Origin of the sequence: Lentzea sp. NPDC051213 (assembly GCF_044455585.1) — a bacterium.
In the GTDB taxonomy this organism is placed as follows: domain Bacteria; phylum Actinomycetota; class Actinomycetes; order Mycobacteriales; family Pseudonocardiaceae; genus Lentzea.
In genome coordinates this window covers 1276118-1300637 of record NZ_JBITEX010000002.1, presented here as the reverse complement: position 1 = coordinate 1300637, position 24520 = coordinate 1276118, and the positions used below count along the sequence as shown (strand labels likewise).

Here is a 24520-nt window from a genome sequence, read left to right as displayed (position 1 = left end):
GACGGGCGCAGTACTCGGATAGGGATGCCATGAAGGCAAGTTCCTCTGTTGTCGCCGTGTGCGCCGTGGCGGCGATGTGCTTGACCCCCACCGGCCTTGCCTCGGCCGATCACCCCAGACGCACGACCGTCGAGGTCACGGACTTCGGCGCGGACCGCTCCGGCAGGTCGGACTCGGCGGCCGGGATCGCCGCGGCCATCGCGCACGCGAAGCGCCTCAACCGGCCCACGACCCTGCACTTCGCCCCCGGCACCTACCAGATCTACCCCGAGCGCGCCCCGAAACGGGAGCTCTACGTCACCAACACCATCGGCGCCGACCAGACGTGGAAGACCAAGAACATCGGCATCCTGCTCGAGGACATGCACGACGTCGTGGTCGACGGCGGCGGCGCGACGATCCTCAACCACGGGTTCCAGACCGTGTTCGCCGCGATCCGCTCCACCGACGTGCGGTTCACCAACTTCAAGCAGGACTGGGTCGCCCCGAAGACGGTCGACATCAGGGTGACCGGCACCGGGGTCAGAGACGGCCGCGCCTACCGCGTCATCTCGGTGCCACCGACCTACAACTACGCCATCGAGGGCACCTCGGTCCGGTGGTCCGGCGAGCGGAGCCCGGCGACCGGGCAGCCGTACTGGACCGGCACGAACTCCTTCAACTACGCGCAGGTGCACGACCCGGCGTCCAACAAGACCTGGCGCACCTCGAACCCGGTCTTCGAGAACGTCGCCAGGATCACCGACCTGGGCGGCCGCCGGCTGGAGATCGTCTACCGCAACGGCGTGGCGCCAACGGACCACGGCTACGTCTACGTGATGCGGGAGGACACAAGGGACACTCCGGCCGCCCTTTTCTGGGAGTCGGCAAGGATCTCCGTCGACCACCTGAAGCTCGGCTACCTCCACGGCTTCGGCCTGGTGGGCCAGTTCAGCGAGGACGTCACCATCGACTCGGTGGAGTTCAAGACCGACCGCAGCACCGGCCGCGTCACGTCGAGCTTCGCCGACCACATCCAGATGTCCGGCGTCAAAGGCACCGTGCGCATCACGAACTGCGTCTTCGACAACCCGCAGGACGACCCGATCAACGTCCACGGCACCTACCTCCAGGTGACCGGCGCTTCCGCGCGCCAGCTGCGGCTGGAGTACAGGCACAACCAGACTTCGGGCTTTCCGCAGTTCTACCCCGGCGACACCGTCGAACTGGTCAGCAAGCGCACCATGCTGCCGGTGCCCGGCACGACGGCCACCGTGGTGTCGGTGGACGGCCCGACCGGCCGAAGCGTGCCGCCCGGCGCCGACCCGGCAACGTACCTGCGCACCATGACCGTCGTGGTCGACAAGCAACTGCCCGACCCGGTCATCGCCGCTCCCGGCGACTTCGCCGCCGAGAACGTGACTTACACGCCGTCCGTCGTGATCAAGGGCAACACCTTCTCGGCGGTCCCGACCCGGGGCATCCTCGTCACGACGCGCAAGCCTGTGCTGATCGAGGACAACCGCTTCGACGGCATGACCATGTCCAGCATCTACATCTCCTCCGACGCCCGCTCCTGGTACGAGTCCGGCCCCGTCAGGGACGTCGTCATCCGCCGCAACGTCTTCGACCGCCCGGCCAGCCCGGTGATCTCCTTCGATCCCACCAACCAGGACGTCGTCGCCGGCGAACCGGTGCACCGCAACGTCCTCATCGAGGACAACTCCTTCAACCTCATCTCCGGCACGGTGATCTCCGGTCGCAGCGTGGGTGATCTGACCTTCCGCTCCAACCGGGTGCAGCACTACGCGGGCCTGCACCTGAGCGAGCCGGATCAGCCGGTGTACGTCGGGGGCACCGCTCAGTTGTCCACCGATGCGCCACCTTCGACCGGCAACGCGCCGCTGTTCTCCTTCGACGGCGGCTCTGCCATCAAGCTCGCGTCCAACCGCTATGACGACGGGTTCAACCGGCGCGTCAACACGGCCAACATGCCGGCTTCGGAGGTCGTCGTCGCCGGTGATGATCTCGTGCTGAACGCGGACAAGCTCACCAGCACGCCGGTGGTCGTGAGCTACACCAGTTCGGCGCCTTCCGTTGCCACCGTGGACAGTCGTGGGGTGGTGACCGGGGTCGGTCGTGGGCGGGCTGTCATCACGGCACGGGCTTCGATCGGTGGGTCACGGGTTCGGTCCAACGCCGTGACGGTGTCGGTGGCGGCTCCGCCTGTGCCGCCTCGTGGTCAGGCTTGGGTCAGTGATCTGACCTTCACCTCGCAGAGCAACGGGTGGGGGCCGGTCGAACTCGATCTGAGCAACGGGGAGTTGGGGGCCGGGGACGGTCGGCCGCTCATGATCGGTTCTACCGCTTATGCCAAGGGGCTCGGGGTGCACGCCGAGTCCTCGGTTGGGCTTCACCTCGGATCGCGGTGCTCTCGGTTCACCGCGGTGGTCGGGGTGGATGCTGAGGTTGGCGGGATGGGGAGTGTTGTTTTCGAGGTTTGGGCGGATGGGCGGCGGGTGTTCGAGAGTCCTTTGCTGACCGGGGGTGGTTCTGGTCAGGCCGTCGACGTTGATCTGACCGGGGCTGCCCAGGTTCAGTTGCGGGTTACCGGTGGTGGGGATGGCGCCGGGTACGACCACGCTGATTGGGCGGACGCGCGACTCACCTGCTGATCAGGATCCCGCGCAACGCCTCCGTGACGCCGCGCCCGTCCCCAGGGTCGAGCGCGGCGTAGATCAACGACTGAACAGACGCCACGAACAGATCGCGGTTCTCCCTGGTGTCATCCCCAGCACCCGCAACGTGCTGCGCGAAGCCAGACGTCTGCGCAGACACCATCATGCTGAGACTCCGCGGCGTGATCCCAGGCCGGAACTGCACCCCGAGCACCCGCAAACCTTCCTCGTACACCGGCACCCACCGCGTGGAATACGCCTCGAGCATCTCGCGATAAGCCCGCATCGCCACGGCCTGCCACTTCGCGTCGATCGTCAACGAGAGCTGGAACAGCCAGTACCGCGCCAACCGGATGCGCATCCGCAGATCGTGCGTCGCGATCTTCGAGATGAGATCGGTGAGCTCGAGTTCGCCCGCGTGCACCTTGGGCAGCTCGGCAAGGGCCCGGCGCGGCCCGTAGTCGAGGAAGAGGCCCCAGCGCGGCGCCGTGCAGGTGTACTTGACCAGGCACATGAAGAAGTTCGCCATGCCGCCGCGTCCTGGCCAGCGGTCGCGGAAGGCGCCTTCGCCGACGCGCATCGCCTGCGGCAGCTCGGTGGCGACCTCGGCGGCGCGGCGCAGGACGATGCCTCGCGTCAGCCTGGCGCCGGCGAGCTCGTCGCGGCTGCGGGTGTTGCGGCCCGACAGCTGGTCGTCGATCTCCCTGAGCCCGCCTTCGAGGAACACCATCGTTCTGACGTAGGCGGATCGCCTTGGATTGCGCGGATCGGCGAGGCTGGAGCGGGAGATGTGCTCCCCGAACACGTCCGGCCAGTCGACTTCGTCGTTGAAGTGCACGGGACCCCCTGGAGATCACTTTCATTGCAGCACACGGCCAGGGCACCGGCAACGAACCTGGCGAGGAGGATCTGAACAGGAGGATGACGGGACGCATCGCGGCCGACATCGTGGATTCAGGACGATTCGGCTGAGAGGAAGAAGATCATGGTGGAGACGTCGTTGCTGTCGGCACGGGTGATCGAGGTGCTGCTGCTCCTGCTCGCGGCGGTCGTGTGCGTTGGAAAGGATGATGCAAGGCGCTAGGCCATACGGCCCCATGGCCGAATTGCACCGGAAACTTCTTGCAACGCTTTGCCCACCGCACCCGAGGGTGCTACGACCATGGGTGAATCCCTGCAGCAAGGAGACAACGTGGTTTCCTCGGCTTCGCGCACCCTCGTCGCGGTGTTGCTGATCGTCGGACTGTCCACACCGGTGCAAGGTGTTGCGGCGCCACCGGGCGCCAAGGACGTCACCGTCACCCTGTTCCAATGGCCGTTCGCCCGCGTGGCGGCGGAGTGCACCAACGTCCTGGGCCCCAGGGGCTACGGGTACGTGGAGGTCTCCCCCGCCACCGAGCACGTCCAGGGCCCGCAGTGGTGGACCAGCTACCAGCCCGTCAGCTACCGGATCGCCGGCCGCCTCGGTGACGAGACGGCCTTCCGGAACATGGTCACCACCTGCCACAACGCGGGGGTCAAGGTCATCGCCGACGCGGTGATCAACCACATGAGCGCCGGATCCGGCACCGGGACCGGCGGATCCGGGTACTCCAAGTACAACTACCCCGGCTACTACAGCGACTGGGACTTCCACCCCTGCCGCTCGCCGATCAACAACTACCAGGACCGCTACAACGTGCAGAACTGCGAGCTCGTCGGTCTGTCCGATCTGGACACCGGCAGCGAGTACGTGCGCGGAGCGATCGCCGGGTACCTCAACCGGCTGATCGGGATGGGCGTCGACGGGTTCCGAGTCGACGCGGCCAAGCACATCGCGGCCGGCGATCTCGCCGCCATCAAGGGAAAGCTCAGCAACCCCAACGTCTTCTGGGTGCACGAGGTGATCTACGGCGCGGGCGAGGCGGTGCAGCCCGGCGAGTACACCGGCTCCGGTGACGTCGACGAGTTCCGCTACGCCTACGACCTCAAGCGGATCTTCCAGAACGAGAACCTCGCCTACCTGCGCACGTTCGGGCAGTCGTGGGGCTTCCTGCCGAGTGGTCAGGCGCGGCCGTTCGTGGACAACTGGGACACCGAGCGCAACGGTTCCACGTTGACCTACAAGGACGGTTCCACCTACACGCTGGCCAACGTGTTCATGCTCGCGTGGAACTACGGTGCGCCGCAGGTGTATTCGGGCTACGAGTTCACCGACAAGGACGCCGGTCCGCCCGGCAACTCCGTTTGTTTCAGCGGCTGGAAGTGCCAGCACACCTGGACGCAGATCGCGAACATGGTCGCTTTCCGCAACACCGTCGCGGGCACCGACGTGAACAACTGGTGGGACAACGGCTACGACACCATCGCGTTCGGCCGCGGCAGCAAGGGCTTCGTCGCGATCAACCGCGAGACCTTCCCGGTGAGCCGCACGTTCCAGACGGCGTTGCCCGCCGGGGTGTACTGCGACGTGCAGAACAGCGGATGCACGCGCGTCACCGTCGACTCCTCCGGCCGGTTCACCGCCACTCTTGGTGCCGGTACCGCGCTCGCGCTGCACGTCAACGCGCGCGGCTGAGACCACACGCCTGAGACCTGGGCCGGCCGTCCACCACGAGGTGGGCGGCCGGCCCAGGTCTATTCCGGTCCCGCTGAACAACCGCCTGTCTCATTTCGGTTTTCGACCTCACGTGGCTCGGCGCCACTACGCACATAGAGCGCTGCCCTTTCGAACACATCCACCCCGATAAGGGCAAACCGGGCATAGCCTTTCATCAGATCTTCATCCATTCAAACGCACTGAGTCCGGAATGCGCCGAATAACATCGCGAATTGAGGTTGCCCCCTTGGCCGTTGAATCCGTCCGTGAGACCTATGACCGGACAGCCGCCTTCTACGACCAAGTCACCGAAGCCGACGACTACGGCCGCTGGGTGAGCCTCTACCTCCGCCTGCTGCAGGAGCACGGGGTCACCGCGGGACGGCTCGCGGACCTGGGCTGCGGCACCGGCAAGGCCTCGGTGCGACTGGCCGCGCACGGCTTCGACGTGACGGGCGTCGACCTTTCGCCGGAGATGCTGCGCGTCGCCAGGCTGAAGCCCGGCAGCGAGGGCATCCGGTACGTCACCGGTGATCTTCGGCGACTGCCGGAGGGTCTCGGCGAGTTCGACGTCGCCGTCACGTTCGGCGAGCCGCTGAACTATCTGGCCGACGAGACCGAGCTGCTGGACGCGTTCGAGAGCGTGGCGGAGATTCTCGCGCCGGACGGACTGTTCGTCTTCGACCTCAACACTTCTGGCTTCTACGAGCGCATCGGCACCGTGCGGGCCATCGACGAGTACGACGACATGCTGGTGCTGCAGCGCGGCAGTTCGTCCGAGCGCGGCGCCGATCTGCGCGTCGACCACTTCCTCCCGGACGACCAGGAGCGCTGGACACGCATGTCGGTCGTGCACTCGTGGGCCTACTTCCCGCCGGCACGCGTGGAGGAGCTGCTCCTGCAGGCGGGCCTCGTGCAGGTCGCCGACCACGGCCTCACCGTCCGCGGCCTCACGAACGGCAGCGACGAGAAGACCGACCGCAAGCGGCTGATCGTCGCGCGCGCACAGATGTCCGGGCCGCATGACGGCCAACACTCCCCGATGGGAAAGGAGGTGTGGTGAAGATGCGTGAGATCACGATCACGGCGAAGCCGATCGTGCGGGCTCGCCGGTTCTGGAACTGGGCCTGGTAACCCGTCCCTCGGCGCCCGGCACGCAGTGTGCCGGGCGCCGTCCCACCCTCCACAGAGGACACGACAATGCGTCTCCGTCGCACTCACTGCCTGGTCTGCTACTGGCTCGGCGACGAGTTCGTCGCACATCCCTACCTGCACGGCTCCCCCGTGTCGCTGCCGTCCATGACCGCGGAGGTGCTGGACGCGTTCGGCGAGTGGCGCACCGCGGAGGACGCCGCGAGACTCCTGCCCGCCTACACCCCGGAGACCGTGGCGCAAGCGGTCGACGTGCTCGCGAAGAACGGCCTGCTGCTGCCGGAAGGCAGCCCGGATGCCGCACAGGACGAACACGTGGCACGGCAGTGGGAATCGTGGTCGCCAGAGGCGCCGTTCTTCCACTACGGCACGCGGCACGACGTGTTCGAGCAGGCGGGCGACCAGGACCGGATCGACCTGGTCGTGGACGGACGGCCGCCGCTGTTCACCAGCTATCCGGCCGCGGACCGCGTGCTTCTCCCCCGTCCGCACAGCCATCTCGACATCGCGCTCGTCGAGGCCCTGTACGCGCGACGCACCCACCGCCGGTTCGCCACGGCGCGAGTGCCGCTGACATCGCTGGCCACCTTGCTCGCCAAGACGTTCGGCCCGGTGGACTACATCGACGGCGGCGGTTTCGGGGCGCTCTACCGCCGCACCAGCCCCCAGGGCGGTGCGAGGCAGGAGATCGACGCCTACGTGGGTGCCCGGTCCGTCGCGGGACTCGCGCCGGGATGGTTCCACTACAACGCCCGCGAACACTCGCTGGAGCTGCTCGCCGAGGGCTGCACCGATCTCGGCAAGTTGTGCGGTGGCCAGGAATGGGTCGACGGGGCCGCGTTCGTCGTCGTGCTCGTAGCGCGCATGGAACGGATGATGGTGAAGTACCGCAACCCGCGCGCCTACCGGGTGTGCCTGCTCAACGCGGGCCATCTCGGCCAGACCTTCGCGCTGGTGGCGACCGCGCTGGGCGTCGGGCCGTTCCAGACCGGCGCCTTCGACGACATGGCGCTCACGGAACGCCTCGGCCTGGACGGGGTGACCGCTGTCCCCCTCTACGTGCTGGGCGCCGGCGTGCCGGGCGGGGAGTCCGACACCGTCCCGGCGGGGCTCGCGGCTTTCCGGTGACAAGGCCGTCGTAACAATCCTCGAGGAGGGGCAGATACCCGGGTGTCACGTGCGCAGGAGGCATCGTGCGGGTATTCATCTCATACGCTCAGGAAGACCGTCCGCAGGCGGAGCATCTGAAGCAGCGGCTGCTGGATCTGGGGCACAGCCCGTGGTCCGACTCAGGCCTGCACGGCGGTCAGGCCTGGTGGGACGAGATCCTCAGCCGAATCCGCGACAGCGACGCGATGTTGCTGCTGGTATCGCCATCTTTCCTGGCGTCGCAGGCATGTCTGCTCGAACGGCAGTACGCGACTTTGCTGGGCAAGCACCTGGTGCCGGTCATGGTGGCCCCGGTGCCGCACCACGTGCTGCCGACCGAGCTCGCGCCGTTGCAGATCGTCGACTACGTGCAGCCTGGCGAGGCGGCGGCGTACGCCTTCGCCAAAGCGGCGGCGACGATCCGGCCGGCCCGGCCGCTACCGCACCCGCTTCCGCCCGCCCCACCCGTTCCGCTGTCGTACTTGAACGGTCTGCGCGATCGGCTGAACCGGCCGGCGTTGACCATGGACGAGCAGCGGGACATCGTGGAGATGCTGGGCCGCGGGGCACGGGCCGAGGACTCCGAGGAGCGCCGGGCGGCCCGGGACCTGCTGGAGATGTTCAGCCGCCGCACCGATCTCTACGAAATGGCCTCGCGCCGGGCACACGAGTACCTGGCGCTCGGTCCGGCCGTGCACCCGCCACCGCAGTTCGCCGCGGCTCCACCTCCGGCCCGAGGGCAGATTCCCACGGCCGTGAAGGTGCTCGCCTGGGTCGGCGGAGCCTTCATCGCGCTCATCCTGCTGATCTGGCTGCTCGTGCCCAGTACGCCGCAGTGCTACTACGACGCTTTGGGCTACCTGCAGTGCAGTTGACGCTCACGCCATGACGACGACCTGCCGCACGGCCTCCCCGGACGCGAGCCTCGCGAACCCGTCGTTGATCTCGTCCAGCCGCAACCGCCCGGACAACAGCCCCTCGACCGGCAACCGGCCGGCCCGGTACAGGTCGACGAACCGCGGCACGTCCCGGCGCGGCACGCACGACCCCAGGTAGCTGCCCTTGAGCGTGCGTTCCTCGGCGACCAGGTTCAGCGCGGGCAGCGTGACGGTCCGGTCCGGGTGCGGCAGCCCGACCGTCACCGTTGTGCCGCCGACACCCGTTGCGGCGTAAGCCTGTTCGAGCACCGCGGCGACCCCGGTCGTGTCGATGACCTTGTCCGCGCCACCGCCGGTCAGCTCCCGCACGTGGGCGACGACGTCCGGCCCGCCCGCGACCTCGTGCGTCGCGCCGAGCGTCAGCGCGAGCTGCCGCTTGTGCTCGACGACGTCCACCGCGACGACCTGGGTAGCGCCCGCCGCGACCGCCGCGAGCACCGCTGCCAGGCCGACACCGCCGAGGCCGAACACCGCGACCTTGTCCCCCGGCACGACGTTCGCGCTGTAGAACGCCGCACCCGCACCGGTCAGGACGGCGCACCCGAACAGCGCGGCGATGTCGAACGGCAGGTCCGCCGGCACGAGAGTGGCCGACTTGCCGGAGATCACGGTGTACTCGGCGAAACCGGACACACCGAGGTGGTGGTGCGGCCGCGTGCCGTCCGGCAGCGTCCACCGGCGCTGCCCACCGAGCAACGTGCCGTCGCGGTTCGCAGCGGCCCCCGGCTCGCACAACGCCTGCCGGCCGGACACACAACGACGGCAGGCACCGCACGCGGGAACGAACGAGAGCACGACGTGGTCGCCCGGCGCGAACTCGGCGTTCGGCCCCACCTCGACGACCTCGCCCGCCGCCTCGTGCCCGAGCACCATGGGCAGCGGCCGCAGGCGGGAGCCGTCGATCACGGACAGGTCGGAGTGGCACAGCCCGGTGGCGTGCACTCGGACCAGCAGCTCACCAGGACCGGGCGGGTCCAGTTCGAGGTCGACGATCTCCAACGGCCCGCCGACGCCGGTCAGCACCGCGCCCCGCGTCTTCACGCGACCACCAGGCCTTCCATCGCCGTGCGCAGGTGCGCGGGGATCTCGACCGGTTTGCGCGTCGCCCTGTCGACGAACACGTGCACGAAGTGGCCTTCCGCGACCACGTCGTCGCGTCCCTCGAAGTGGAACCCGACCTCGTAGCGCACGCTCGACCTGCCGAGATGCCCGATACGCAGCCCCGCGTCCAGCGCGTCCGGGAACGCCACGGCGGCGCGGTAGTTGCAGTGGGACTCCACGCACAGGCCGATCTCCGCGCCGTCGTGGATGTCCAGCCCGGCGCCGATCAGCCACGTGTTGATCACGGTGTCCATGAACGCGTAGTGGACGACGTTGTTCACGTGCCCGTAGACGTCGTTGTCCGCCCACCGGGTCGGAATCCGCTGCCAGTGCCGGTAGTCGTCGCGCACGAACCCTCCATGGTCAATCGAGCCTTGCTCGACCATAGACCGCTACCTCACGGGTGGTAGCGCCCCAGGAGTTCGATGATCTCCCCGTCGCGGTTGAACACCAGGCGCGGCGCGTACGGCAGGGACTCCATCGCCAGGAACTCGTCCCGGCCGCACTCGATCGCGCCGAGCCCGTTCCCGGCCAGTTCGAGCCGGTGTGGCGGGCTGCAGCCCAGCGCCGTGCGGATCACGGCGTTGCCCGCGAGCTTCGACTCGTGCCGGTGCTCGGCCCCTGGCAGGGTGTGGACGTCGGAGTTGTTGACCTCCGCCGGCCGGATCTCGGCGTCGACCCACTCCACGGTGCCGTCCGGGTGGACCGCGAGGATCTCCGTGACGTCGGCTGTGGCCGGAGCGCGCCACGCCACTCCGCCCACGACGACCCCCGCCACGACCGCGGTCACTGCGATGACGCCCGCCCACACTCGACGTTTCACTGGCGGCCTCCCCCGAACGGTCATGGTCTGTTCGACGTCCGGCCGGGCTCGCGGTTGCTCCCTGCGACCGGTCAGAGCCCGAAGAACTGGCCGTAAACGAAAACGATCGGTTGCGCTATGCCTAATCTGCGGTACCGTCAAACGAGACCGATCGTTTGCGTTTAAGGGGACACGATGGCCGACCTGGACCTGTCCGGACTCGCCGCGAAACACGGCGGATCCCCCTCACTGCGCGGCTACCTCGCCACCCCACCAGGCGACGGACCCTGGCCAGGCGTGGTGCTGATCCACGAGGTCTTCGGCCTGGACGACATGATGCGCCGCCATGCCGACCGGCTGGCGGACCTCGGCTACCTGACCCTCGCCGTAGACCTCTACAGCGAGGGCGGCGCACGCCGGTGCCTGGTGTCGACCATGCGAGCGATGCTGAAGGGCAGCGGCCGCGCGTTCACCGACATCGACGTGGCCCGCCGGTATCTGGCCGAGTCCGATCAGTGCACCGGCAAGGTCGGCTCAATCGGCTTCTGCATGGGCGGAGGGTTCGCGCTGCTCAGCGCCCGAGCCGGGTACGACGCCGCCGCCGTCAACTACGGCCAGCTGCCGAAGGATCTCGACGAGGCGCTGGCGGGCGCGTGCCCGATCGTCGGCAGTTTCGGCCGGCGCGACCTCACGCTGCGTGGCGCTGCCGCGAAGCTGGAGACGGCGTTGACGAAGGCCGGGATCCCGCACGACGTCAAGGAGTACCCGGCCGCGAGCCACGCCTTCCTCAACGACGCCGACCCCGGCTCACGCCTGATGCGCACGCTCGTGCGCGTCACCGGCTTCGGCCACGAACCGGACTCGGCGGCGGACGCGTGGAAGCGCATCGACGTCTTCTTCGGCGAGCACCTGCGAGGACCGCGCACGGAGAGCGATTAAGGTTGGCGCCATGCCCAGGCTCAGCGACAAGACCCGTGCGGAGCGCCGGCAGCACATCCTCACCAGTGCCTGGAAGTGCTTCTCCCGCAACGGCTTCCACGCGACGTCCATGGACGACGTGATCGCCGGGACCGGCATGTCCTCGAGCGCGGTCTACCGCTACTTCCGCAGCAAGGACGAGATCATCGCGGCGACGACCGAGGAGGGTCTCAACCGCGTGCGCGGCGTCTTCGTCGCGATCCTCGAGCAGGACCCGTGCCCGTCGCCCGCCGAGATGCTCATCCTGCTGAGCGGCGAACTGCACAGCCGGACGACCCACCCGGACTACGACATGACCCGCATCGCGTTGCAGGCCTGGGCCGAAGCCCTGCGCAACCCGCGGTTGCTGGCCCAGGCCCGTGCGATCTACCTCGACACCCTCGGCCTCATCGACGCACTGGCCCGCCGCTGGTGCGAGGCGGGCCACCTGCCCGCCGGTGCCGACACCCGTGCGGCGGCCGCGACGCTGCTCTCGTTGATGAAAGGGCTGATCGTGATGCACCACATCGTCGAGGACGTGGACGCCGGCACCCTGGCCACCGGGCTTTCCCTGCTCGGCGGCAGCCTCGCCCGCTGAGGGTTCACACGCGGGCGGACGACAGCACGATCCCGTCGCGGAGCTCGGCGACCACGTCGAGGAGACGCAACTCGCCGTCCGGCACCAGTCCGGCGCGACCGGACGGGTCGATCTCCAGGTGCTCTTCGAGGAGTACGAGAGAACGCAGGACTCGCTGGGATCCCATGGATTGCAGGACGGGGTGCAGTCCGTAGTCCAGCGCCAGCAGGTGGGCCATGGATCGGCACAGGGCCATCGGCAGCACCGTCTTGCCCTCGAACCCGTTCTGCGGCAACAGGTCCAGGAAGACCTTGAGCAGTCCGGCGGCACCGGCCTTGTAGATCGGCGTCAGCAGCACGACAGCATCAGCGGCTGCGACGGCGTCCACCGCGTCGCGCACCTGGGGATCGCTCGCGTCCGCCGCCAGCAGGGCGGCGGGAGGCAGGTCGCGCAGCCGCACGTGCCGCGCCTCTCCCAGCCTGCTCGCAACGAGATCGCCGAGAAGTGCCGTCTTCGACACGGCGGACGGGCTGCCGGACACCACGAGGAACGAGGTCATTTTCATCCACCGTCTAGTGAGATTGAGCGGGACAGTAAACGCCGCCGAGCGGCTGGCGGTACGCGCCGTAGGACATGATCGTTTCGAGCCGGCTGATGCCGACGTCACGGGAGTGCAGTGCCCAGGTGAGGAACTCGGGGTTGAGCCGCGACATCACCCGCAGCAGCGGGGGCTGCGCCGAGGCCTCGCTCACCCCGGCGACGAGCGCGCGGGCCGCCGCCTCGGACTCGCAGGCGAGGTGCCCCATGAAGGTCAGCCCGGTGGTGTAACCCACGATCCGGCCGGCCTCGATCACCACGTACGGGTCGATGCCGCCGAACCCACCCCGTGCCGCCAGGGCGATCTCGGTGTCGCGGGAGTATCCGACGACCTCGCGGTGCAGTTGCCGGCACTCGTCGATGTCGGCGACCTCCAACGGCCGCACCGTGAACCCTTCTAGTGCCACCGGGTCGTGGATCCGGCCGCGCAGCACGGCGAGCTCGTCGCTCGCGGCGCACCCCGCCGAGGTGTAGAGCCGGTAGACCGGCAGGTTCGCCGCGGTCTGCACGACGTGGGCAGACTTGCGGCCGGTCGCCTCGATCGCTTCGATCGTCGCGGCCATCAGGCGGCGGGCCACGCCCCGGCCCTGCGCCAGCGGGTCGACGCTGAGCGGTCCCCACGTCGCGACCTCGTCGCCGGGCAGGACGAAGTTCGAGCCCAGCACGGCGCCGTCGTCGTCGACGGCCACGAGCGTGACGCACGCGGGAGACGTGAGCCGTTCCCTGATCACCTCGCGCGCCTGATCGAGCGTTTCCCACTCCGGCGGGAGGTTCAGCGACTGGTTCAGCTCGTTGAACGAGGAGAAGCAGATCCGGGCGAGCGGTTCGAGGTCGGCGAGCCTGGCCGGACGAACGACGAGCCCCGTTCGCTCGACTTGCGGCGCGGGGAAGTAGCCGACGCTCGCGAACCACCGCACGTACTTCTCGAAGAGCTCGCGCGTCATCGGCGGGCAGACGACGCCCGAACCGGCCAGCGCCTGCTCGGTGTCGTCCAGGCCGATGGTCACGTACGCGTTGTCGGCGGTGTGGATGGTCGTCTCGAACGCGGCGAGCATCGAGTTCATCGCGTTGTCCTGATCGGACCGGATCGCGGCGGCCCAGTCGTCCCAGTCCAGTTCGGACAGCGGATAACCGAGGCCGCGCAGGCTGTCCAGCATGGCGGCGAACGGCAGGTGCGTGCGGTTGCCGAGGTGGTAGGTGCCCTGCTTGCGCCTCGACAACTCCACGACCGCCGCGCTGACGTAGTCGACGGGGACGAGGTGGAAGTCGCCCTTGGAACCCGCGGGTGCCGCGCACGCCTGCAGCAGGCCCTTGACCGCGAGCCACACGAAGTCGTGCTGCTGGCAGGCGCCGGTGTCCTGCGTTCCGGAGATCTCGTCGACCCGGTAGATCGACACCGGCAGCCCGCGCTCCACCGCCAGGCCGATGAGCTGCTCGGCGACCCACTTGCTCTGCCGGTAGCCGGACCAGAGCTTCTCCGGCGGGCCTGTCACGTCGGACGTCGCCAGTGGCACGCCCGGCTTGAGCTGCCCGGAGAACACGCCGGTGGTGGACACGTGGTGCAGCGGCACGGTCCGGTGCGTCGCGGCCAGGCGCAGGATCTCCTCGGTGCCGCTGACGTTGGCGGGCTTCAGCGCCGAGTACGGGTAGATGCCGTTCACCTGCGCGGCGGCGTGGTAAACGACGTCCACGGTGCGGGCGAGGTGGTCGAAGGTCTCCTCGTCCAGGCCGAGGCGCGGTGCGGCCAGGTCGCCGGGCACCACCACGAGCCGGTCGAGGCCGGCCTCGATGCCGTACCAGTCGAGGTTCGTGCGGACCCGCTCCAGTCCGTCGGCGGCGTCCTTCGCGCGCACCAGGCAATGCACGGTCGCGGTGGTCTTCTGCAGGAGATCACGCAGCAGGAAAGCGCCCAGGAAACCCGTTACGCCCGTGAGGAAAACGTGCTCCGGATCGCTGACTACGGTCTCGACGCGCGCGGCGGGCACGATGTCTGCGGCGAGGGTGACCTCCGCCGCGAAGTCGATCGCGTCCGGGCCGGCCTTCGCGTCGGCCAGCAGCCGGGTCGCGAGCTCGTCGGTCAGCACGGCGAGGGTGGGGTGTTCGAGGGCGACGGTGGCCCGCAGCTCCAGGCCCGTCCGGTCCGCCAGCTCGTTGCGCAGGTCCACCGCGGCGAGGGAGTCGAGGCCCAGGTTGGCGATCACCATGTCGGGATCGATCTCCGCTGGATCCTGGTAGCCGAGCACTCGTGCGACCGCGGCGGCGACGACGTCGAACACCGCGGCGAACTGCTCTTCCTCGTCCGTCACGCCGGTCAGGTCGAGCACTGGTGCGGGAGCCGCTTCCGGTGCCTCCACGTGTGCCACCGGCACCCGGTCGAGCCAGTAGCGGCGGTGCTGGAAGGAATAGGTCGGCAACGCGACCGCACGCGCGCCCGAGCCGGCGAAGAAGCGACGCCAGTCGACCGCGACGCCCCGGTTGTGCAGCTTGCTCAACGCCGTGACGAGAGTGTCCACTTCGGACTTGTTGCGCCGCACCGTGGACAGAGCCCCGCTGTCGCCGACGAGCGCCGTCAGCACCGCGTCGGGACCGACTTCGAGGAACGTGTCGACGCCCAGCGCGCGCAGGGTGTTGACGGCCGGAGCGAAGCGCACGCCCGCCCGCACCTGCCCGACCCAGTACTCCGGATCCGTCCAAGGCGCGCCGGTGTCGCCGGTGACCGTGGAGACCAGCGGAATCCGCGGCGCGTGGTAGCTCAACCCGGCCGCCACCGAGCGGAAGTCGTCGAGCATGCCCTCCATCAACGGCGAGTGGAACGCGTGGCTCACGATCAGCCGCTTCGTCCGGACCCCGCGTTCGCGTGCCACGTCGGCGATCCGCGCCACCACGGCCTCGTCGCCGGAGACGACCACGGACCGAGGTCCGTTGATCGCCGCGATGTCGGCCTGCTCCTCGCCCGCGAGCAGCTCTCGGGCGTCGTCCTCGGTCAGCTCCAGCGCGTACATCGCGCCACGACCCGGCAACCCGTGCATCAGCGTGCCGCGAGCGGACACCAGCGCCGCGGCGTCGGCGAGGGAGAACACACCGGCGACGTGCGCGGCCGCCAGTTCGCCGATGGAGTGACCGGCGAGCACGTCGGGGCGCACGCCCCAGTGCTCCAGCAGCCGGAACAGCGCCACCTCGAAGGCGAACAGCGCGGGCTGGGCGTGGTCGGTGCGGTTGACCAGCTCCGGGTCGCCGTCGCCGAGCAGGATCTGCCGCAGCGGCTGGTCGAAGTATCCCGCGATGTCGTCGAACGCGGCGGCGAACACGGGGAAGCGGTCGTGCAGCTGCTTGCCCATGCCCATCCGCTGCGAGCCCTGGCCGGTGAAGAGGAACGCGGTGGTGCGTCCGGCGGCGACCTCCGGGGAGAGGTCGGCCAGAGCGGCGCGGAAGCCCTCGATGCTGTCGGCGACCACCGCCGCCCGGTGCGGCAGCGCGGCGCGCGTGGTCGCGAGGGAGTACGCGATGTCACCGGCCGGAGCGTCGGTCTCGGCCAGGCGGAGTGCCTGGTCCCGCAGTGCCCCAACGGATCGAGCGGACAGCAGCCACGGCAACGGCCCGTGCTCCCGCGGCGAGGGCGCGTTCTCGATGACCGCTGGCACTTCCTCGACGATGACGTGCGCGTTGGTGCCGCTGATGGCGAACGCGGAGATGCCCGCGCGGCGCCGGTTTCCGTTCGAGGGCCACTCTCGTGCCTCGGTCAGCAGCCGCACCTCGCCCGAGGTCCAGTCGACGTGCGGGGTCGGCTCGGCGACGTGCAGCGTCCGCGGCATCACACCGTGCCGGATCGCCTGCACGGACTTGATGACGCCCGCGATGCCGGCCGCGGCCTGGGTGTGCCCGAAGTTCGACTTCACCGCGCCGAGCCAGGCGGGCTCGGTCCGGTCCTGGCCGTAGGTCGCCAGAATCGCCTGCGCCTCAATGGGATCGCCCAGCGTGGTACCGGTGCCGTGCGCCTCGACCAGGTCGACATGGGCCGCGGTGAGGCCGCCGTTGGCCAGTGCCTGGCGGATCACCCGTTGCTGGGCGAGGCCGTTCGGCGCGGTCAGCCCGTTCGACGCACCGTCCTGGTTCACCGCGGTAGAGCGGACGACGGCCAGCGCCTGGTGCCCGTTGCGCCGCGCGTCGGAGAGACGTTCGAGCAGCACCATCCCGATGCCCTCGCCGAACGAGGTGCCGTCCGAGTCCGCGGAGAACGTCTTGCACCGCGAGTCCGCGGCGAGTCCCCGCTGCCGGGCGAAGGTGACGATGCTGTCCGGAGTGGACATCACCGTGACACCGCCCGCGATCGCCAGCTCCGACTCCCCCGACCTCAGCGACTGGCAGGCCAGGTGGATCGCCACCAGCGAAGCCGAACACGCCGCGTCGACGGTGATCGCGGGCCCCTCCAGCCCGTAGCTGTAGGCGACCCGGCCGGACAGCACGCTCGCGGAGGTGGCGAAGCCGAGTTGCGCCTCGTACTCCCCCAGACCCCGGCCGAGGTGCTGGTAGTCGCCGCCCTGGACGCCCATGAACACGCCGGTAATGGAGCCGTGCAACGACGTCACGTCGATCCCGGCCCGCTCCAGCAGGTCCCAGGACGTTTCGAGAGTGAGTCGCTGCTGCGGGTCCATCGCGGTCGCTTCCTTCGGGCTGATGCCGAAGAACTCCGCGTCGAACCCCGCGACGTCGGTCAGGAAGCCGCCCTCGAGGGTGTAGGTGGTGCCGGTGTGCTCAGGATCCGGGTGGTGCAGGCCGTCGAGGTCCCAGCCCCGATCGGCGGGGAACGGGACGATCGCGTCGCGGCCCTCGGCCAGCAACTCCCAGAAGTCCTCGGGCGAGGTGATGCCGCCGGGGTACCGGCAGGCCATCGCGACGATGGCGATCGGGTCGTCGTCCGCAGCCTGGCGCCGCACTTTGCGCGCCACGGGAGCGGGTTGTTCGCCGGCGACGATGCGGCGGGCTAGCGCTTGTGGGGTGGGGTGGTCGAACGCGGCTGTGGGCGAGAGTCGCACTCCGGTCGCGGAGATCAGGCGCTCGGTCAGGGTGACGACGGCCATCGAGCCCAGGCCTAGTTCGACGAACGGGCGGTCGGGGGCGACCTCGTCGGTGCCGAGGAGAGCGGCGGTCTCCGCGAGGATCAGGGTGAGGACGGCGGCGGGATCGAGGTAAGTCGCGCCTGCCTCGTCGCGACCATGGGGCACGACGGCAAGATCGCTTTCCGCGGTGGCATCGGCCGCTGATCGACCGGTCCGCGCGGCCGACTCCGCGGCACCATCCCCGGCCAGCGCGGTCGCCCCTGCCACCCCGCCCCCAGCCTGCACCAGCGGCACCGCAGGCGCCGCGGCAACTAACCGAGCCGGCAACCCACCCAACCGGTGCCGAGCAACCTTCCCCGACTGAGTCCGCGGAATCTCCGCCGTCTCATAAACCTCAGCCGGCACCTTGTAATAGGCCAACTCCCGCCGGCACAGGTCCAACAACGCCTCGGCATCGAACCCATCAGGCCCAGGCACGACCCAAGCCACCGGCACCTCGCCGAGCACCTCGTCGGGCTTCCCCCCGACCGCGACGTCCGCGATCCCCGGCACCTGCCGCAGCACGTTCTCGACCTCCGCGGGGTGGATGTTCTCCCCACCGCGGATGATGAGTTCCTTGAGCCGTCCGGTGATCGTGACGAACCCCGCCGAGTCGCGGCGCGCCAGGTCACCGGTGTGATACCAGCCGTCGCGCAACGCCTCGGCCGTGGCGTCGGGCTGGTTGTGGTACCCGAGCATCAGGTTCGGCCCGCTGACCCAGACCTCGCCCTCCTCCCCCGGCAACGCCTCGCGGCCGGTGAGAGGATCCACCAGCCGGACGCTCACTCCCGGCACGGGCAACCCGGCCGAGCCCGGAACCCGTTGCCCCGCGGGCCAGTTCGTCGTGATCGCGGCCGTCTCGGTGGAGCCGTACTGGTCGACCAGCGGCACCCCGAACGCGGCTTCGAACCGCTCTCCCAGCGCCGCCCCGCTGGCCGAGCCCGCGACGAAACCCAGCCGCAGCGCCGGGAACGCCTCGGCGTCCGCCGACGACAGCAGGTGGTGGTAGGTCGTGGGCACACCGGCCAGCACGGTGGCGTCGTACTCGCGCAACGCACCGAGCACCTCCGCCGGGGAGAAGCCGCTCAGGATTCGCACGGTCGCGCCGGCGGCGACCGCGCCGAAGACGCCGAGGTTCTGCCCGAGGCCGTGGAAGAGCGGCAGCGGCCACAGAACCGTGTCTTCAGACGACAGACCGAGGATCGGCACGTGACAGGCAGCCGCCATCCACAGCGTGCTGCGCAACGAGTACAGCACACCCTTCGGCAGGGCGGTGGTTCCGGACGTGTACAGGAGGATCGCTGGACCGTCCAATGAGGACCCAGAATCCCCGGACAGGTCCACCGAATCGAAGCCCCCGGACAGGCCAGGCGAGTCGACGTTCCAGGACAGGTCCAGCGAACCGAAGTCCCCGGCCGAGTCCGGCGAGTCAAAGTCCCCGACGTCCAGCACCCGGACGCCGGGGTCCACCACCCGGTCCACCCGCTCGCGGTGCGCCTCGTCCGTGATGACGACCGCGGCACCGCTGTCAACCAGGAAGTGCCTCAGATCCGCATCACCCGACCAGGGGTTCAGCGGCACGCTGATCCCGCCCGCCACCACCACGGCCAGGCCGCTCTCCACGGCCGCAACGGTGTTGCCCAGCAGGATCGCGACGCGGTCACCCGGCGCGATGGCCAGCAGCCCGGCCAGCGAGCGGACCCGCTGGTCGAGCGAGCGGTAGGTGACCTCCCTCGTCGCGTCCGCGAACGCGACGCGGTCGCCGATCGTCTCGGCACGCAGCCGCAGCAGTTCGGGCAGTGGGCGGATCAGTTCTGCACGCATGAGGCACTCCGGACTGACGTCAGCGAACCGCGAGAACGGTCCTGGTAGGACAGATGAAGTCGACCGCCCCGTCGGGCCCGGCGATGACCTGCAGCCGCTCGCGTGCCTCGGACGTGGCCTCCTCGACCCGGTCGGCGGGCACGAGGTCCCACAACATGCGGGTGGTGATGTTCCAGGTCCACTTGATGTACGCGTCGACGGAGTCGAAGTGCGACACGGCGTCGATCGAGCTGATCTCCACCTCGCTGAAGCCGGCGGCGCGCACGGCGTCGGCGGTCGTCTCTGCGTTGGCGAGGGCGGTTCCCACGCCGAGTACCGGCACCCACGGGTTGTCGATGCCGGCGGGGATGTAGCCGCCCAGCACCTCGCCGATGATCTCCGCGGACTCCCAGCCCGCCGCGAGGCGCCCGTCCTGGGTCGGGAACGTCGTGGCGGCGAACCGGCCGCCCGGCTTCAGGGCCTGCGCGATGTTGCGCAAACCGGCGGCGGGGTCGGGCAGCAGGAACAGCACCATGCCCGCGGAGATCGCGTCGAACTGCTCGTCGCTCGAGAACTCCTGCACGTCGCCCTGCCGGACGGCGGCCCGGTCGCCGAACCCGTACTCCTCGACGTCCGCGGCGCACAGCTTCACCATCTCGGCCGACAGGTCGACGCCGAGCACCCGGCCCGCCGGCCCGACCGCCTCGGCCGCGGGGAACAGGCAGGCACCGCGACCGCAGCCCAGGTCGAGGACGTTCTCCCCTTCCTGCAACCGAAGCAGGTCGACGAGCTGCTTGCCGATCGGGTTGAACATGGCCGCGTTGTACTTGCGGGCCGACTTGTCGTACGCGTCCTCGACGCGGGCCGTACCAGTGGTGCTCACTTGCTCACTCCTCAATGGATTCATCGAAATTCACCGGCCGCACGAGGAATCCCGTGCGGAACTCGGCGCACTGCGCCTCGCCGTCCACCCGCCACCACAGCTGATCGGGGGCGGGCAACATCTCCGAGACCAGCACCTCGGCCTCGGGCAGCCGGGCGAGGTCGAGCACCGACACCGGGTCCGCGAAGTCGACGTACAGCGGCTTCGGTTCGGCCGGGTGCTTCACGAACACGTACCTCGGCAGGCCGAGCTCGCGCCGGATCCGTTGCACCGCAAGCCACTGGTCGAACCGCTCGCCCGCACGCGCCGGCAGTGCGACCCGCCAGCGGGCGCGCTGGTAGACGACGCCGTCGATGGTGATGCGGGGCGTGTGCGCGCCGAGGTCGATCGGCACCGGCACGACCGCGGGCCGCGACACCGCGCGGTGCAGGGTCGAGGCGAGATCGCCTGGGTAGAGCCACCGGCGCCTGCCGTCCACCTCGACCGCGTCACCACTCGCGGGGACGATCACGTCCGCGATCGCCACCACGTCCGCCGGGTCCTTGGCCGACAACCCGCTCAGCTCGATTGACACACCGGGCAGCTCCGGCGTGACGTGGGCGCTGCGGCGCCGGGAGACGATCGTCGCCGAGTCCTCCTCGGCGATCACCTCGCCGACCCGCGCGGTGAACTGCCGCCACAGGTCGTCGGGGTCGCTGTGCAACGGCCGTTCCAGGCCGCCGTAGATCGAGCTGCAGTCGTCGTGCATCTCGGAGAGCACCCAGATCGCCGACTCGGGATCGGTGCCGACGGCCATCAGGTCCGGGCTGGGCAGGCACGCGTCCTCGGGTTGCGGCCGCACCTGCGTCCACAACGGCGCGAGCACCTCGCTGAGCCGCGCGCTGGTCAGCACCGGGCTTTCCCGAACGAGATCCCGCAGCACCTCGTCCAACTGACCCCGCCGCTCCCGGCTCTCCGGCAGGTCCCGAACAGCAAGTGCGGCAAGGGAACCGGGCTCTCCGGCGAGGTCGGCGCGCAGCACGTCGCGGGCGTCCTCGCGGGTCAGCAGGGCGGCGAGGTAGGTCAGCGGCAGGATCGCCTCGGTGACCTTCCGCAGCGCGTCGGCGATCGGGCCACCGAGCACGACGCGTTCGCTGTAGGGGCTGGACCTGTCCTCGTGGAACAGCTCCCGGTCGGCGTAGTGCTGGCCCGCGCGGTGCTCGACCTGGCCGAACAGGCCCTCCGCGAACTCCTGGGCCGCAGCGAGATGCGTGGCTCGTTCCGGCCAGCCTGCTGACGCGTAGGCATCGCGGTGGGCGGCAAGCGAGGCGGCGGTGGGTTCGTGCTCAGCCAGCCTCGTCAGCGCGTGCAGTTCGGTCGCGGGCAACCGCCACGCGGACACCGTGAGCGCGGGCCCGAGCCCCTTGGTGGCCGAGGCGGCCAGCGGGCTGCCGTCAGCGGCCTGCCAGACCGCCATCGCCTGCTCCGCCACGCGGAACTTCCTGCCGTCGACCACGCGTTCCAGCCCGGCACCGGAAGGCAGCGCGCGGAACAACGGGTTGCGCCACGCGCGGCGCTGGTCCGGGTCGAGCCGCTCGGTCGCGTGCTTGCGGAGTTCCTCGACCAGCCACACGCTCGCCTCGACCACGACGCGTTCCGCGCCGGGCTCGCCCACCTCCACCGCCGCGGGCAGCTCCGGCCGCAACCGGGCGTACAGCGTCGGCCCGAAGAAGGACACGGTCTCGCACTTCGTGGCGAACCGGCGCAGGTAGCGGTGCAGGGTGTCGAGCGTGCGCCGGTCCGCGGAATCCCGGCCGGAAACGGACCGGTGGAATGCGGGGTTCGAGACGAAGACGGCGTGCTGGAACCGGTCGTCGCGGACCGCCCCGGCAATCTCCGCATAGGATTCGGACAACGCGCGCTCGAATTCCTCGTGACCCGAGTCGGCGCAGCGCTTCACCATTTCGTTCCAGCGCTCTGCGAACTCCAGCCGACCCAGTTGCCGCAGAATCGCGACGCACCGGTCATCCAGTTCCGCACCCTCGGCGACCAGTCGCCGGCAGCTGCGCAACGCGCGCTCGCTGCGCTGCCGCGGCTCGACCGCCCGAACGGCATCACGAAGCTCTGACCAGCATGAATCGAACTCCTGCTGCAACTCGGCCAGCGATTCGCGCTCGGCCAGCACCTGGTCGACGACGTCCAGGCGCACGGTCGCGAGCCGTTCGACCATCCGCACCCCGAAGCCGGTCGTGCGCAGCAGAACCCACGGCTGCGGCCGCACCTCAAGTGCGCCACGCCCGGCAGGAAAAGTCCACGAAATAGCGTCTTCGGCCACGACGGTACCCTCACCAGAAATCGGACTTGAACAGCTTGCTTTCAGTGCGTGGGCCGGTGTATCAAATAGACACCGTCCACGGAGGAAGTCGCATCAATGACCATTCAGACTCGCATCGCCGACGCGGTCGCGGACAACACCGCCGGGCTCGTGGAGCTGTCCCGCAGCCTGCACGCGGAACCCGAGATCGCCTACCAGGAGCACCGCAGCGCGGCCAAGGTCTCCGGCCTGCTGGAGTCCTCCGGCTTCGAGGTCGAACGTGGCGTCGGCGGGCTCGACACCGCGTTCACCGCTCGCTTCGGCGACGGCCCGCTGGTCGTCGGCCTGTGCGCGGAGTACGACGCGCTGCCCGAGCTCGGCCACGCCTGCGGCCACAACATCATCGCCGCTTCCTCGGCCGGTGCCGCGCTCGCGCTGCGCGACGTCGCGGACCAGCTCGGCATCACGGTCCTCGTCATCGGCACGCCCGCCGAGGAGCAGGGTGGCGGCAAGATCCAGTTGCTGCGCGAGGGCGTGTTCGACGAGGTCTCCCTCGCGATGCTGATCCACCCCGCCATCGACGAGATCAGCGCACCGCAACCCCTCGCCCTGCTGGAGCTCGAGGTGCGGTTCACCGGCCGCGAGTCCCACTCCGCCCTGGCGCCGCACCTGGGGGTGAACGCGGCGGACGCGCTCACCGTCGCCGAGGTCGCCGTCGGTGTCGGCCGGCAGCACTTCGAGCCGCGGCAGATGGTGCACGGCATCGTGACCAAGGGCGGTGACGTGCCCAACGTCGTTCCCGTCCGCACCAACGCTTTGTACAACCTGCGCGCCGGTGACATGGAGTCGCTCGAGCGTCTGGAGAAGCGCGTCCGGGCCTGCTTCGCCGGTGCGGCGCTCGCGACCGGGTGCGGTCACGAGGTCGTGGCGGAACCGGCGTACGCGGAGCTCGTGCACGACCCGTTCCTCGTGTCCGCCTACCGGTCCGCCATCACGGACCTCGGCCGCACGCTGCCCCCGCTCGACGTCGAGCGCACCCTGCCCACCGGCAGCACGGACATGGGCAACGTCAGCCGCGTCATCCCGAGCCTGCACCCGAGCATCGCGATCGACACCGCGGGCGCGGTCAACCACCAGCCGGAGTTCGCCGCGGCGTGCGTCGGCCCGTCGGCCGACCGGGCCCTGGTGCACGGCGCCATCGCGCTGGCCAGGACCGCGGCCGAGGCGGCGACGAACGACGAGGCGCGGGAACGGCTGATCGCTCACAGCCGCTCCAGGAGCAACGGACCGTCCTCAGTGGACAGCTGAACACCCGTAACGCCGACGCCCGCTGCCGGGTCGAGCTGAACCGGCAGCGCGTCGAGCGACGGCCAGTCCGCGAGCCACGCACCGTGCGCGTCGGCGCTGCCGAGACGCACGCCGGTGATCGCCGTCGGCCGCACCTTGTGCCCGGCCGCGGCCAGATCGCCGGGAACGCGGTCGGCGCGGGCCTCGGCGTTGCCGTACCGCAGGAAGAACGGCAGCACCCGGCTCTCCCAGGAGAGCTTGAACGCCGCCTCGGCCCACGGCACCACCTGGCCGTCGGCGCGCACCGACTCGCCGCTGAACATGTCCGGGTCCATCCCTGTCAGTTCCTCGACCCGGGAGGAGATCGACACGATGTCGTCGACGAGCACAGCCCAGTTCAGGAACGCGGGACCGTCGGCGGTGCGGTCGAGGAAGACCTCGCCGAACTCGGACTCGGCGAGCGCCTTCTCGTCGTGCACCACCAGCAGTTCCAGGTACTGGACGTCCGCCGTGTCGAACGGCACGACCCAGCTCGCGGTGCCGTCCGGGTTCGGGCTGCCGTCGGTGATGCCGAAACCGTGCCGTTCCCACAGCAGCTCGCGCAACGGCTCGATGGTCCGCGCGCCCAGGATCACGTGATCGATGCGCAT

Annotated in this window: 17 protein-coding genes; 8 read left to right on the top strand and 9 right to left on the bottom strand. The window is 69.7% G+C overall.

Annotation, left to right across the window (positions count from 1 at the left end; all coding sequences use genetic code 11):
- The first annotated feature begins 29 nt into the window (after window positions 1–29).
- The gene (locus ACIA8G_RS12620) at window positions 30–2654 is read left to right on the top strand and encodes an NPCBM/NEW2 domain-containing protein (protein WP_396418508.1); all 2625 of its coding nucleotides are present in this window, start codon (window positions 30–32) and stop codon (window positions 2652–2654) included.
- Here the strand turns inward: ACIA8G_RS12620 and ACIA8G_RS12615 are convergent.
- The gene (locus ACIA8G_RS12615; protein ID WP_396418507.1) at window positions 2644–3495 is read right to left on the bottom strand and encodes a hypothetical protein; all 852 of its coding nucleotides are present in this window, start codon (window positions 3493–3495) and stop codon (window positions 2644–2646) included. The two genes, ACIA8G_RS12620 and ACIA8G_RS12615, sit on opposite strands and share 11 nt — an antisense overlap.
- A 324-nt stretch (window positions 3496–3819) precedes the next feature.
- Between ACIA8G_RS12615 and ACIA8G_RS12610 the strand changes: the two genes are divergently transcribed.
- From ACIA8G_RS12610 to ACIA8G_RS12595, 4 genes are all read left to right on the top strand, one after another.
- Window positions 3820–5214, top strand: coding sequence for an alpha-amylase family protein (locus tag ACIA8G_RS12610; RefSeq protein WP_396418506.1), 1395 nt, complete (start codon window positions 3820–3822; stop codon window positions 5212–5214).
- A gap of 268 nt (window positions 5215–5482) precedes the next feature.
- Window positions 5483–6298: a class I SAM-dependent DNA methyltransferase gene (locus ACIA8G_RS12605; protein ID WP_396418505.1), complete on the top strand. Its 816-nt coding sequence runs from the start codon at window positions 5483–5485 to the stop codon at window positions 6296–6298.
- 137 nt (window positions 6299–6435) lie between these two features.
- Window positions 6436–7515, top strand: a complete 1080-nt coding sequence (locus ACIA8G_RS12600) for a SagB/ThcOx family dehydrogenase (protein ID WP_396418504.1) — start codon at window positions 6436–6438, stop codon at window positions 7513–7515.
- A gap of 65 nt (window positions 7516–7580) precedes the next feature.
- Window positions 7581–8411 (top strand): toll/interleukin-1 receptor domain-containing protein, encoded by an 831-nt coding sequence (locus ACIA8G_RS12595; protein ID WP_396418503.1) that lies wholly within the window; start codon window positions 7581–7583, stop codon window positions 8409–8411.
- A 3-nt stretch (window positions 8412–8414) separates the two neighbouring features.
- On the opposite strand, the gene ACIA8G_RS12590 is transcribed toward ACIA8G_RS12595, so the two are convergent.
- Genes ACIA8G_RS12590 through ACIA8G_RS12580 form a run of 3 tightly spaced genes read right to left on the bottom strand, consistent with a single transcriptional unit; the run spans window position 8415 to window position 10398 of the window.
- Window positions 8415–9515: a zinc-binding dehydrogenase gene (locus ACIA8G_RS12590; RefSeq protein ID WP_396418502.1), complete on the bottom strand. Its 1101-nt coding sequence runs from the start codon at window positions 9513–9515 to the stop codon at window positions 8415–8417.
- Window positions 9512–9961: an acyl-CoA thioesterase gene (locus ACIA8G_RS12585; protein WP_396418501.1), complete on the bottom strand. Its 450-nt coding sequence runs from the start codon at window positions 9959–9961 to the stop codon at window positions 9512–9514. The genes ACIA8G_RS12590 and ACIA8G_RS12585 overlap by 4 nt, the downstream gene beginning before the upstream one ends.
- A gap of 11 nt (window positions 9962–9972) precedes the next feature.
- Window positions 9973–10398, bottom strand: coding sequence for a hypothetical protein (locus tag ACIA8G_RS12580; RefSeq protein ID WP_396418500.1), 426 nt, complete (start codon window positions 10396–10398; stop codon window positions 9973–9975).
- A 174-nt stretch (window positions 10399–10572) separates the two neighbouring features.
- On the opposite strand from ACIA8G_RS12580, the gene ACIA8G_RS12575 reads away from it, so the two are divergent.
- Window positions 10573–11316 carry a dienelactone hydrolase family protein gene (locus ACIA8G_RS12575; protein ID WP_396418499.1) on the top strand — a complete coding sequence of 248 codons (744 nt, stop codon included), beginning with the start codon at window positions 10573–10575 and terminating at the stop codon, window positions 11314–11316.
- A gap of 10 nt (window positions 11317–11326) precedes the next feature.
- The gene (locus tag ACIA8G_RS12570) at window positions 11327–11932 is read left to right on the top strand and encodes a TetR/AcrR family transcriptional regulator (protein WP_396418498.1); all 606 of its coding nucleotides are present in this window, start codon (window positions 11327–11329) and stop codon (window positions 11930–11932) included.
- Between the two features lie 4 nt (window positions 11933–11936).
- Here ACIA8G_RS12570 and ACIA8G_RS12565 read toward each other — a convergent pair whose 3' ends face one another.
- The 4 genes from ACIA8G_RS12565 to ACIA8G_RS12550 are packed head-to-tail and all read right to left on the bottom strand — an operon-like array spanning window position 11937 to window position 22604.
- A complete protein-coding gene (locus ACIA8G_RS12565) occupies window positions 11937–12470 on the bottom strand; it encodes an NAD(P)H-dependent oxidoreductase (RefSeq protein WP_396418497.1) in 534 nt (177 codons plus the stop codon).
- A 13-nt stretch (window positions 12471–12483) separates the two neighbouring features.
- Window positions 12484–19428, bottom strand: coding sequence for a thioester reductase domain-containing protein (locus tag ACIA8G_RS12560; RefSeq protein WP_396418496.1), 6945 nt, complete (start codon window positions 19426–19428; stop codon window positions 12484–12486).
- Window positions 19429–19447: 19 nt separating this feature from the next.
- Entirely contained in the window at window positions 19448–20290 is an 843-nt protein-coding gene (locus tag ACIA8G_RS12555) for a class I SAM-dependent methyltransferase (protein WP_396418495.1), read from the bottom strand.
- 4 nt (window positions 20291–20294) lie between these two features.
- A complete protein-coding gene (locus ACIA8G_RS12550) occupies window positions 20295–22604 on the bottom strand; it encodes a hypothetical protein (RefSeq protein ID WP_396418494.1) in 2310 nt (769 codons plus the stop codon).
- 96 nt (window positions 22605–22700) lie between these two features.
- Here ACIA8G_RS12550 and ACIA8G_RS12545 point away from each other — a divergent pair, with 96 nt between their 5' ends.
- Window positions 22701–23891 (top strand): M20 family metallopeptidase, encoded by a 1191-nt coding sequence (locus ACIA8G_RS12545; RefSeq protein WP_396418493.1) that lies wholly within the window; start codon window positions 22701–22703, stop codon window positions 23889–23891.
- On the opposite strand, the gene ACIA8G_RS12540 is transcribed toward ACIA8G_RS12545, so the two are convergent.
- Window positions 23846–24520, bottom strand: coding sequence for a VOC family protein (locus ACIA8G_RS12540; protein WP_396418492.1), 675 nt, complete (start codon window positions 24518–24520; stop codon window positions 23846–23848). The genes ACIA8G_RS12545 and ACIA8G_RS12540 overlap by 46 nt on opposite strands.

What these genes read in the sequence shown, in the direction of transcription:
- ACIA8G_RS12620 (WP_396418508.1), top strand. Translation starts at nt 30, where the DNA reads ATGAAGGCAAGTTCCTCTGTTGTCGCCGTGTGCGCCGTGGCGGCGATG.
- ACIA8G_RS12610 (WP_396418506.1), top strand. Translation starts at nt 3,820, where the DNA reads ATGGGTGAATCCCTGCAGCAAGGAGACAACGTGGTTTCCTCGGCTTCG.
- ACIA8G_RS12600 (WP_396418504.1), top strand. Translation starts at nt 6,436, where the DNA reads ATGCGTCTCCGTCGCACTCACTGCCTGGTCTGCTACTGGCTCGGCGAC.
- ACIA8G_RS12585 (WP_396418501.1), bottom strand. Translation starts at nt 9,961, where the DNA reads ATGGTCGAGCAAGGCTCGATTGACCATGGAGGGTTCGTGCGCGACGAC.
- ACIA8G_RS12575 (WP_396418499.1), top strand. Translation starts at nt 10,573, where the DNA reads ATGGCCGACCTGGACCTGTCCGGACTCGCCGCGAAACACGGCGGATCC.
- ACIA8G_RS12570 (WP_396418498.1), top strand. Translation starts at nt 11,327, where the DNA reads ATGCCCAGGCTCAGCGACAAGACCCGTGCGGAGCGCCGGCAGCACATC.
- ACIA8G_RS12565 (WP_396418497.1), bottom strand. Translation starts at nt 12,470, where the DNA reads ATGACCTCGTTCCTCGTGGTGTCCGGCAGCCCGTCCGCCGTGTCGAAG.
- ACIA8G_RS12560 (WP_396418496.1), bottom strand. Translation starts at nt 19,428, where the DNA reads ATGCGTGCAGAACTGATCCGCCCACTGCCCGAACTGCTGCGGCTGCGT.
- ACIA8G_RS12545 (WP_396418493.1), top strand. Translation starts at nt 22,701, where the DNA reads ATGACCATTCAGACTCGCATCGCCGACGCGGTCGCGGACAACACCGCC.
- ACIA8G_RS12540 (WP_396418492.1), bottom strand. Translation starts at nt 24,520, where the DNA reads ATGCGCATCGATCACGTGATCCTGGGCGCGCGGACCATCGAGCCGTTG.